Origin of the sequence: Enterobacter sp. AG326 (genome assembly GCF_004362415.1) — a bacterium.
In the GTDB taxonomy this organism is placed as follows: Bacteria; Pseudomonadota; Gammaproteobacteria; order Enterobacterales; family Enterobacteriaceae; genus Enterobacter; species Enterobacter asburiae.
The window spans coordinates 103,501-114,462 of the sequence record NZ_SNXG01000004.1 but is presented as its reverse complement, the minus strand read 5'-3'; the positions used below and the strand labels follow the sequence as shown (position 1 = coordinate 114,462).

General features: G+C 54.7%; 10 protein-coding genes. 9 read left to right on the top strand and 1 reads right to left on the bottom strand.

What is annotated here, in order from left to right; all coding sequences use genetic code 11:
- Window positions 1-10: 10 nt before the first annotated feature.
- From murC to mutT, 9 genes are all read left to right on the top strand, one after another.
- The gene (gene murC, locus DFO52_RS14930) at window positions 11-1,486 is read left to right on the top strand and encodes a UDP-N-acetylmuramate--L-alanine ligase (RefSeq protein WP_115876437.1); all 1,476 of its coding nucleotides are present in this window, start codon (window positions 11-13) and stop codon (window positions 1,484-1,486) included.
- The gene (locus tag DFO52_RS14925; protein ID WP_029741229.1) at window positions 1,479-2,399 is read left to right on the top strand and encodes a D-alanine--D-alanine ligase; all 921 of its coding nucleotides are present in this window, start codon (window positions 1,479-1,481) and stop codon (window positions 2,397-2,399) included. The genes murC and DFO52_RS14925 overlap by 8 nt, the downstream gene beginning before the upstream one ends.
- A 1-nt stretch (window position 2,400) precedes the next feature.
- A complete protein-coding gene (ftsQ, locus tag DFO52_RS14920) occupies window positions 2,401-3,243 on the top strand; it encodes a cell division protein FtsQ (RefSeq protein WP_133550668.1) in 843 nt (280 codons plus the stop codon).
- On the top strand, window positions 3,240-4,496 hold the full coding sequence (gene ftsA, locus DFO52_RS14915; RefSeq protein WP_023334508.1) for a cell division protein FtsA: 1,257 nt from the start codon (window positions 3,240-3,242) through the stop codon (window positions 4,494-4,496). The genes ftsQ and ftsA overlap by 4 nt, the downstream gene beginning before the upstream one ends.
- A 63-nt stretch (window positions 4,497-4,559) precedes the next feature.
- Complete coding sequence (ftsZ, locus tag DFO52_RS14910; protein ID WP_008501978.1) at window positions 4,560-5,711, top strand: cell division protein FtsZ; 1,152 nt, start codon at window positions 4,560-4,562, stop codon at window positions 5,709-5,711.
- A 101-nt stretch (window positions 5,712-5,812) separates the two neighbouring features.
- Window positions 5,813-6,730, top strand: a complete 918-nt coding sequence (gene lpxC, locus DFO52_RS14905; protein WP_008501977.1) for a UDP-3-O-acyl-N-acetylglucosamine deacetylase — start codon at window positions 5,813-5,815, stop codon at window positions 6,728-6,730.
- A 279-nt stretch (window positions 6,731-7,009) separates the two neighbouring features.
- Window positions 7,010-7,513 (top strand): secA translation cis-regulator SecM, encoded by a 504-nt coding sequence (secM, locus tag DFO52_RS14900; RefSeq protein WP_166642366.1) that lies wholly within the window; start codon window positions 7,010-7,012, stop codon window positions 7,511-7,513.
- A gap of 58 nt (window positions 7,514-7,571) precedes the next feature.
- Window positions 7,572-10,277: a preprotein translocase subunit SecA gene (gene secA, locus DFO52_RS14895; protein WP_029741231.1), complete on the top strand. Its 2,706-nt coding sequence runs from the start codon at window positions 7,572-7,574 to the stop codon at window positions 10,275-10,277.
- A gap of 57 nt (window positions 10,278-10,334) precedes the next feature.
- Window positions 10,335-10,727, top strand: a complete 393-nt coding sequence (gene mutT, locus DFO52_RS14890) for an 8-oxo-dGTP diphosphatase MutT (RefSeq protein WP_029741232.1) — start codon at window positions 10,335-10,337, stop codon at window positions 10,725-10,727.
- 34 nt (window positions 10,728-10,761) lie between these two features.
- Here the strand turns inward: mutT and yacG are convergent, their stop codons facing one another.
- The gene (gene yacG / locus DFO52_RS14885; RefSeq protein ID WP_023310404.1) at window positions 10,762-10,956 is read right to left on the bottom strand and encodes a DNA gyrase inhibitor YacG; all 195 of its coding nucleotides are present in this window, start codon (window positions 10,954-10,956) and stop codon (window positions 10,762-10,764) included.
- Window positions 10,957-10,962: the final 6 nt, after the last annotated feature.

Here is a 10,962-nt window from a genome sequence, read left to right as displayed (position 1 = left end):
CGTTTAGAGAATGAATACACAACAACTGGCAAAACTGCGTTCAATCGTGCCCGAGATGCGTCGCGTCCGGCACATTCACTTTGTTGGCATCGGTGGTGCTGGCATGGGCGGTATTGCCGAAGTGTTAGCTAACGAAGGCTATCAGATCAGCGGGTCTGACCTGGCGCCAAACCCTGTAACGCAGCAGCTGGCGTCGCTTGGGGCGACTATCTATTTCAACCATCGCCCGGAAAACGTGCGCGATGCGAGCGTGGTGGTGGTCTCGAGCGCTATCTCCTCTGACAACCCGGAAATCGTTGCCGCGCATGAAGCGCGCATTCCGGTGATCCGCCGTGCAGAAATGCTGGCGGAACTGATGCGTTTCCGTCACGGCATCGCCATTGCCGGGACCCACGGTAAAACCACGACCACGGCGATGGTCTCCAGTATTTATGCGGAAGCGGGTCTCGACCCGACGTTCGTCAACGGCGGTCTGGTCAAAGCAGCGGGCGTACATGCGCGTCTGGGCCACAGTCGTTATCTGATTGCCGAAGCGGATGAGAGCGACGCGTCGTTCCTGCACCTGCAGCCGATGGTGGCGATTGTCACTAACATCGAAGCTGACCATATGGATACCTACCAGGGCGACTTCGAGAACTTAAAGCAGACCTTCATCAACTTCCTGCACAACCTGCCGTTCTATGGACGCGCGGTGATGTGCGTAGACGATCCGGTGATCCGCGAGCTGCTGCCGCGCGTGGGTCGTCAAATCACCACTTACGGCTTCAGCGAAGACGCTGACGTCCGCGTGGAAGAGTACAAACAGATTGGTGCGCAGGGGCATTTCACCCTGGCGCGTCAGGACAAAGAGCTGCTGCACGTCACGCTGAATGCGCCAGGTCGCCATAACGCCCTCAATGCCGCAGCGGCAGTGGCCGTCGCGACGGAAGAAGGCATTGATGATGATGCGATTCTGCGCGCGCTGGAAAGCTTCCAGGGCACCGGTCGTCGCTTCGACTTCCTCGGTGAATTCCCGCTGGACGCCGTGAACGGTAAAGCCGGCTCAGCGATGCTGGTGGACGACTACGGCCACCATCCGACCGAAGTGGACGCCACCATTAAAGCCGCGCGTGCAGGCTGGCCTGACAAAAATCTGGTGATGATCTTCCAGCCGCACCGCTTCACGCGTACGCGCGATCTGTACGACGATTTCGCCAGCGTCCTGTCACAGGTAGACACCCTGTTAATGCTGGACGTGTACGCCGCAGGCGAGACGCCGATTCCGGGTGCTGACAGCCGTTCCCTGTGTCGTACCATCCGTGGACGCGGTAAAGTTGACCCTATTCTGGTTTCTGACCCTGCACAGGTGGCAGAAATTCTGGCACCGGTCCTGACAGGTAATGATTTGATTCTGATTCAGGGCGCGGGAAATATCGGCAAAATCGCCCGTACCTTAGCTGAAATCAAACTGAAGCCGCAAACCCAGGAGGATGAGCATCATGGCTGATAAGATTGCTGTCCTGTCTGGCGGCACCTCCGCCGAGCGCGAGGTTTCCCTGAATTCCGGCGCGGCCGTGCTGGCGGGCCTGCGCGAAGGTGGCGTCAATGCGCACCTGGTTGACCCAAAAGAGGTCGACGTGACGCAATTAAAAGCCATGGGCTTCGATAAAGTCTTTATCGCATTGCATGGTCGCGGCGGTGAAGACGGCACCCTGCAGGGGCTTCTGGATTTGATCGGCATGCCGTACACCGGCAGCGGCGTGATGGCCTCCGCTATCTCTATGGATAAACTGCGCAGCAAGCTTCTGTGGCAGGGCGCGGGGTTGCCCGTTGCGCCATGGGTAGCACTGACGCGTCGCGAATTTGAATTGGGCCTGCCGGATAGCGTTAATACACGCATTGCTGAACTGGGCTTACCGGTTATTGTAAAGCCCAGCCGGGAAGGTTCCAGCGTGGGAATGTCCAAAGTCGACAAAGCTGAAGATCTTTCGTCCGCTTTAGCACTGGCATTTCAACATGATGAAGAAGTTCTGATTGAAAAATGGCTCAGCGGGCCGGAATTTACCGTCGCGATGCTTGGCGAAGAAATTTTACCGTCAATCCGTATCCAACCGGCCGGAACCTTCTATGATTATGAGGCGAAGTATCTCTCTGATGAGACGCAATATTTCTGCCCTTGTGGTCTTGAAGCTGAGCGTGAAGCAGATTTACAGTCCCTGGTGCTTAAAGCCTGGCATGTTCTCGGTTGTCAGGGCTGGGGACGCATCGACGTGATGCAGGACAGTGACGGACAGTTTTATCTGCTGGAAGCGAATACCTCTCCGGGAATGACCAGCCACAGCCTTGTGCCGATGGCCGCGCGTCAGGCGGGGATGAGTTTCTCGCAGTTAGTCGTACGCATTCTGGACCAGGCGGGCTGATATGTCTCAGGCTGCATTGAACACGCGCAACCGCGATGACGAGGACGAATACGCCTCTTCACGCCGCAGTAATGGAACGCGTCTTGCAGGCATCATTTTCCTGCTGGGGGTGCTGTGCACCGTGTTTATCAGCGGCTGGATGGTCCTGGGCTGGATGGAAGATGCGCAGAGGTTGCCGCTTTCTAAGCTGGTGGTCACCGGTGAGCGTCACTACACGCGTAACGACGATATTCGCCAGTCAATACTGGCGCTGGGCCCGCCTGGAACCTTTATGACGCAGGACGTCAATATTATCCAGAGCCAGATAGAACGTCTGCCATGGATAAAACAGGCGAGCGTAAGAAAGCAATGGCCTGATGAATTGAAGATTCATCTGGTTGAATATGTGCCCATTGCGCGTTGGAATGATCAGCACATGGTTGACGCAGACGGAAATTCCTTCAGCGTCCCGGCCGATCGTGTCAACAAGCAAAATTTACCGATGTTGTATGGCCCGGAAGGTAGCGAAAACGAAGTATTACAGGGTTTTCGTGAAATGGGTCAGGTGCTGGCGAAGGACAGGTTTACGTTAAAAGATGCAGCCATGACGGCGCGCCGTTCCTGGCAGCTGACGTTAACGAACGGCATTAAGCTCAACCTGGGACGCGGCGACACAATGAAGCGTCTGGCGCGTTTTGTCGAACTTTACCCGGTTTTACAGCAGCAGGCACAGACTGACGGCAAACGGATAAGCTACGTTGATTTGCGCTATGACTCAGGCGCAGCAGTCGGTTGGGTACCGGCTCCGGTCGAGGAACCTAATCAGCAACAGAATCAGGCACAGGTACAGGCAGAACAACAATGATCAAGGCGACGGACAGAAAACTGGTAGTTGGACTGGAGATTGGCACCGCGAAGGTTGCCGCTTTAGTAGGGGAAGTTCTGCCCGACGGTATGGTCAATATCATTGGCGTAGGCAGTTGCCCGTCCCGTGGTATGGATAAAGGTGGGGTAAACGATCTTGAATCGGTGGTCAAATGCGTTCAACGCGCCATCGATCAGGCTGAATTGATGGCAGATTGCCAGATTTCTTCTGTCTATCTGGCCCTTTCTGGTAAGCACATTAGCTGCCAGAACGAAATTGGTATGGTGCCGATTTCCGAAGAAGAAGTGACGCAGGAAGACGTTGAAAACGTCGTGCACACGGCGAAATCCGTGCGTGTCCGCGATGAGCATCGCGTGCTGCATGTCATTCCGCAGGAATATGCGATTGACTATCAGGAAGGGATCAAGAACCCGGTCGGTCTTTCTGGCGTGCGTATGCAGGCAAAAGTGCACCTGATCACATGTCACAACGATATGGCGAAGAACATTGTAAAAGCCGTTGAACGTTGTGGCCTGAAAGTTGACCAACTTATTTTCGCCGGTCTGGCGGCAAGTTATTCCGTACTGACCGAAGATGAACGTGAACTGGGTGTCTGTGTGGTCGATATTGGTGGTGGTACAATGGACATCGCCGTGTATACCGGCGGTGCGTTGCGCCACACGAAAGTGATCCCTTATGCCGGGAACGTTGTGACCAGCGATATTGCTTACGCTTTTGGTACGCCGCCGAGCGATGCAGAAGCGATTAAAGTGCGACACGGCTGTGCGCTGGGATCTATCGTTGGCAAAGATGAGAGCGTTGAAGTGCCGAGCGTCGGTGGTCGTCCACCGCGTAGCCTGCAGCGCCAGACGTTGGCAGAGGTCATTGAGCCGCGCTATACCGAGCTGCTCAACCTGGTCAACGAAGAGATTTTACAGCTACAGGAACAGCTTCGTCAGCAGGGCGTTAAACATCATCTTGCGGCGGGGATTGTATTAACCGGCGGTGCAGCGCAAATTGAAGGTCTTGCGGCCTGTGCTCAGCGCGTATTCCATACGCAGGTGCGTATTGGTGCGCCGCTGAATATCACCGGTTTAACGGATTATGCTCAGGAGCCGTATTATTCAACGGCTGTGGGCCTGCTCCACTACGGGAAGGAATCTCATCTCAGTGGTGAAGCAGAAGTGGAAAAACGCGTCTCAGTGGGGTCGTGGGTCAAACGACTGAACAACTGGTTGCGAAAAGAGTTTTAATTTTTTTAAGAGACCGGAGAGAATTAGCGGTCTCGGGCGACAGGCACAACGGAGAGAGAAATTATGTTTGAACCTATGGAACTGACCAACGACGCGGTGATTAAAGTCATCGGCGTCGGTGGCGGCGGCGGTAACGCCGTAGAGCATATGGTGCGTGAACGCATTGAAGGTGTTGAATTCTTCGCAGTTAACACCGATGCGCAGGCACTGCGTAAGACGGCTGTAGGCCAGACTATCCAGATCGGCGGTGGTATCACCAAAGGGCTGGGAGCAGGGGCTAACCCGGAAGTCGGTCGCAATGCGGCTGAAGAAGATCGTGAAGCGCTGCGCGCTGCACTGGAAGGTGCGGACATGGTCTTCATCGCAGCAGGCATGGGTGGCGGTACCGGTACCGGCGCAGCACCTGTTGTGGCTGAAGTGGCAAAAGATTTAGGTATCCTGACCGTTGCTGTCGTGACCAAGCCTTTCAACTTTGAAGGCAAGAAGCGTATGGCCTTCGCGGAGCAGGGTATCACCGAGCTGTCCAAACATGTGGACTCGCTGATCACCATCCCGAACGACAAGCTATTGAAAGTTCTGGGGCGCGGTATCTCCCTGCTGGACGCATTCGGTGCAGCAAACGACGTGCTGAAAGGCGCGGTTCAGGGTATCGCTGAACTGATTACCCGTCCTGGCCTAATGAACGTTGACTTTGCAGACGTTCGCACCGTGATGTCCGAAATGGGCTACGCGATGATGGGCTCTGGCGTTGCCAGCGGTGAAGACCGTGCAGAAGAAGCGGCTGAAATGGCTATCTCTTCTCCACTGCTGGAAGATATCGATCTGTCTGGCGCGCGCGGCGTGCTGGTCAACATTACCGCTGGCTTTGACCTGCGTCTGGATGAGTTCGAAACCGTGGGTAACACTATCCGTGCGTTCGCCTCTGACAACGCTACCGTGGTAATCGGTACTTCCCTTGACCCTGAAATGAACGACGAGCTGCGTGTGACGGTAGTTGCGACCGGTATCGGTATGGACAAGCGTCCTGAGATCACCCTGGTGACCAACAAGCAGACTCAGCAACCGGTAATGGATCGTTACCAGCAGCACGGTATGTCTCCTCTGACTCAGGAGCAGAAACCGGCCGCGAAAGTGGTGAACGACCCAACGCCGCAAACGGCGAAAGAGCCAGATTATCTGGATATCCCGGCGTTCCTGCGTAAGCAAGCTGACTAAGAATTGGCTGGAATTAGGGGATTTGCGCTCTTTGTGCTAAACTGGCCCACCGTTAGTGATATACACTCTCGGTTGGATAGTTAATTTGGCGAGATTATACGATGATCAAACAAAGGACACTTAAACGTATCGTTCAGGCGACTGGTGTCGGTTTACATACCGGCAAGAAAGTCACGCTGACGTTACGCCCTGCGCCGGCCAATACCGGGGTCATCTATCGTCGCACCGACTTGAATCCACCGGTAGATTTTCCGGCCGATGCCAAATCTGTGCGTGATACTATGCTCTGTACTTGTCTGGTGAACGAGCATGACGTGCGGATTTCTACCGTAGAGCACCTGAACGCCGCCCTGGCGGGTCTGGGTATCGACAACATTATTGTTGAAGTCGATGCGCCAGAAATCCCGATTATGGATGGCAGTGCTGCACCGTTCGTCTATCTGTTGCTGGATGCCGGCATCGAAGAACTGAACTGCGCGAAGAAATTTGTACGCATCAAAGAGACCGTACGCGTCGAAGATGGCGACAAGTGGGCTGAATTCAAACCGTACAATGGTTTCTCGTTGGACTTTACCATCGACTTTAACCATCCGGCGATTGATTCCAGCACCCAACGCTATGCGATGAACTTCTCTGCTGATGCGTTTATGCGCCAGATCAGCCGAGCCCGTACATTTGGCTTCATGCGTGATATCGAATATCTGCAGTCCCGTGGCCTGTGCCTGGGCGGCAGCTTCGATTGTGCCATCGTTGTTGACGATTATCGCGTACTGAACGAAGACGGCTTGCGTTTCGAAGATGAATTCGTTCGTCACAAAATGCTGGATGCTATCGGCGACCTGTTCATGTGTGGTCACAACATCATTGGTGCATTTACCGCGTTCAAATCCGGTCATGCGCTGAACAACAAACTGTTGCAGGCCGTCCTGGCAAAACAGGAAGCCTGGGAATATGTGACCTTCGAAGACGAAGCTGAACTGCCGCTGGCTTTCAAAGCTCCAAGCATGGTTCTGGCGTAACGGTTCATCCCGTTTCGTAAAAAACTCGACTGGTTAACCTGGTACTCTCTCCGACCAGGAAGACCAGTCGTTTTTATTTTTACCCCTCTTCGTTTGCCCCAGCATTATCTCTCGTCTGTCTTACGCAGAAAATGTGTGCGTTAGCTGCATTCTTGACCGTTTTTACCCGCGGCGGCACCTCATTCCTGCTGATGTATATTGGCTTTAGTGGTACTATCTGGGCGCTAAAAAGAATAACTGAACTCAGCCTCTGCAAGGCTGGCTTATTGGGTGGAGCAGGTGAGCGGAATACTGACGCGCTGGCGACAATTTGGCAGACGTTACTTCTGGCCGCATCTCTTATTAGGGATGGTCGCGGCGAGTTTCGGCTTGCCTGCGCTCAGCAACAGTGCCGAAGCGGCGACGCCCGCAAAAACCTCCACCACCAAACACGATCTCAACACGCGGGTTAACTTCACTAACCTTGCGTGGCTTGAAGCCAGTCGCCGCCCAAACTTCTCCGTCGATTACTGGCACCAGCACGCTATCCGCACGGTTATCCGCCATCTGTCCTTTGCGATGGCACCGCAGGCCATGCCTGTTGCGGAAGAGGCGCTGCCGGTGCAGGCTCAGCATCTTGCCCTGCTGGACACGCTCAACGCGCTGCTTACGCAGGACAGCCAGCCGCCGGTCATGGTTCGCCAGACGATACAGCGTGCGTTGGTTTCACCAGCTTCATTCTCTGTTTCAACCTGGATTAGCCAAGCCCACGGCATTCGCGCCGGGCCGCAACGCCTCAGCTAAATTAACTTTTTCAATACCTTAATTTATCTGCCCACACTGGGGCGTTTGAGAATTTATTATGCTAATCAAATTGTTAACTAAAGTTTTTGGTAGTCGTAACGATCGTACCCTGCGCCGTATGCGTAAAGCTGTTGCCGTCATCAACGGTATGGAACCGGCGATGGAGAAGCTCTCTGATGACGAGCTGAAAGCGAAAACGGCGGAATTCCGCGCGCGTCTGGAAAAAGGCGAAACCTTAGAAAGCCTGATCCCGGAAGCGTTTGCTGTCGTGCGTGAAGCAAGTAAGCGCGTATTCGGCATGCGTCACTTCGACGTTCAGCTGCTGGGTGGTATGGTGCTTAACGAGCGCTGCATCGCGGAAATGCGTACCGGTGAAGGTAAAACCCTGACCGCAACTCTGCCGGCTTACCTGAACGCGCTGACCGGTAAAGGCGTTCACGTCGTTACCGTCAACGACTATCTGGCGCAGCGTGACGCCGAAAACAACCGCCCACTGTTCGAATTCCTCGGTATGACCGTCGGTATCAACATGTCCGGCCTGCCTGCGCCAGCCAAGCGCGAAGCGTATAACGCGGACATCACCTACGGCACCAACAACGAATACGGCTTCGACTACCTGCGTGACAACATGGCGTTCAGCCCGGAAGAGCGCGTACAGCGTAAGCTGCACTATGCGCTGGTGGATGAGGTTGACTCCATCCTGATTGATGAAGCGCGTACTCCGCTGATCATCTCCGGCCCGGCTGAAGACAGCTCCGAGATGTACCGTAAAGTCGACAAAATCATTCCACACCTGCTGCGTCAGGAGAAAGAGGACTCGGATACCTTCCAGGGTGAAGGCCACTTCTCCGTAGATGAAAAAGCGCGCCAGGTGAACCTGACCGAACGTGGTCTGGTGAAAATTGAAGAACTGCTTGTGGCTGAAGGCATCATGGAAGAAGGCGAGTCTCTGTACTCCCCGACCAACATCATGCTGATGCACCACGTGACCGCTGCACTGCGCGCCCACGCGCTGTTCACCCGCGACGTCGATTACATCGTTAAAGACGGCGAAGTGATCATCGTCGATGAACACACCGGCCGTACCATGCAGGGACGTCGCTGGTCTGACGGTCTGCACCAGGCTGTGGAAGCCAAAGAAGGTGTGGATATTCAGAATGAAAACCAGACGCTGGCATCTATCACCTTCCAGAACTACTTCCGTCTGTATGAGAAGCTGGCGGGGATGACCGGTACTGCTGATACCGAAGCGTTTGAATTCAGCTCCATCTACAAGCTGGATACCGTGGTTGTTCCAACCAACCGTCCAATGATCCGTAAGGATATGCCGGACCTGGTGTACATGACCGAAGCGGAAAAAATTCAGGCGATCATCGAAGATATTCGCGACCGTACTGCGAATGGTCAGCCGGTTCTGGTGGGGACCATCTCCATCGAGAAATCCGAAGTGGTTTCTCACGAGCTGACTAAAGCGGGTATCAAACACAACGTTCTGAACGCCAAATTCCACGCAAAAGAAGCGGACATTGTTGCGCAGGCGGGTTATCCCGCTGCCGTGACCATCGCCACCAACATGGCGGGTCGTGGTACCGATATTATGCTGGGCGGTAGCTGGCAGGCTGAAGTGGCGGAGCTGGAAAACCCAACGCCAGAACAGATTGCGCAGATCAAAGCCGACTGGCAGGTTCGTCATGACGCCGTTCTGGCTTCCGGCGGTCTGCACATCATCGGTACTGAGCGTCATGAATCCCGTCGTATCGATAACCAGCTCCGTGGCCGTGCGGGTCGTCAGGGTGATGCCGGTTCATCCCGCTTCTACCTGTCTATGGAAGATGCGCTGATGCGTATTTTCGCCTCCGACCGCGTGTCCGGCATGATGCGTAAGCTGGGGATGAAACCAGGCGAAGCCATTGAGCACCCGTGGGTGACTAAAGCGATCGCTAACGCACAGCGTAAAGTGGAAAGCCGCAACTTTGATATTCGTAAGCAGCTGCTGGAATATGATGATGTGGCTAACGATCAGCGTCGTGCGATCTACACCCAGCGTAACGAACTGCTGGACGTGTCCGACGTGAGCGAAACCATCAACAGCATTCGTGAAGATGTGTTTAAAGCCACCATCGACGCGCATATTCCACCGCAGTCTCTGGAAGAAATGTGGGATATCGAAGGCCTGCAGGAACGTCTGAAAAATGACTTTGACCTCGATCTGCCAATCAAAGAGTGGCTGGATAAAGAGCCTGAGCTGCACGAAGAGACCCTGCGTGAACGTATCTTTGAAACCGCGCTGGACGTTTACAAGCGTAAGGAAGAAGTCGTAGGCGAAGAGATGATGCGTCACTTCGAAAAAGGCGTGATGCTGCAGACGCTGGACTCCCTGTGGAAAGAGCACCTGGCGGCGATGGACTACCTGCGTCAGGGTATCCACCTGCGTGGCTATGCGCAGAAAGATCCGAAGCAGGAATACAAGCGTGAATCCTTCTCCATGTTTGCCTCTATGCTGGAGTCACTGAAGTACGAAGTGATCAGCACCCTGAGCAAGGTTCAGGTGCGTATGCCGGAAGAAGTGGAAGCGATGGAGCAGCAGCGTCGTGAAGAAGCCGAGCGTCTGGCACAAATGCAGCAGCTGAGTCATCAGACCGACGACAGCGAAGCCGCAGCGGCGATCGCCGCGCAGACCGGCGATCGTAAAGTGGGTCGTAACGATCCGTGCCCGTGTGGTTCCGGTAAAAAGTACAAGGCGTGCCACGGCCGTCTGAGCTGAGTTCATAAAAAAACAAAAAGGCGCAGATTTCTGCGCCTTTTTTATGGAAGTGACAATATGAAAATACTGCAAATTGCCGTCGGGATTATTCGCAACCCGCAAAACCAAATCTTTATCACCCAGCGCGCCGCCGACGCCCATATGGCGAACAAGTGGGAGTTTCCGGGCGGTAAAATCGAGTCAGGTGAAACGCCGGAAGAGGCGCTGGTTCGGGAGCTTCAGGAAGAGGTGGGGATCACCCCGCTTGGCGCAACGCTGTTTGATAAGCTTGAGTACCAGTTTCCGGACAGGCACATCACGCTGTGGTTCTGGCTGGTGGAAAACTGGGAGGGTGAACCCTGGGGAAAAGAGGGACAGCCGGGTAGCTGGGTGGAGCTTAAGGCAAGTGATGCCGAAAAATTCCCGCCGGCTAATGAACCCGTGATCCTGCGGTTAGTCGCACAACCGTAGGCCTGCTGAGCGAAGCGCCAGCAGGCTTTACAGATTACTGCTGGGTTTCACTCCAGTCATCGCTGTCCGAGAGATCGCCTTCGCTTGGAATGCGTTTCTCTTCCGCCGCCCATTCGCCCAGGTCAATAAGCTGACAGCGCTTGCAGCAGAATGGGCGGAACGGACTCACTTCGCCCCAGACAACGGTTTTGCCACAGGTTGGGCAGCTTACGGTGGTGACATCAGACATCGGCAC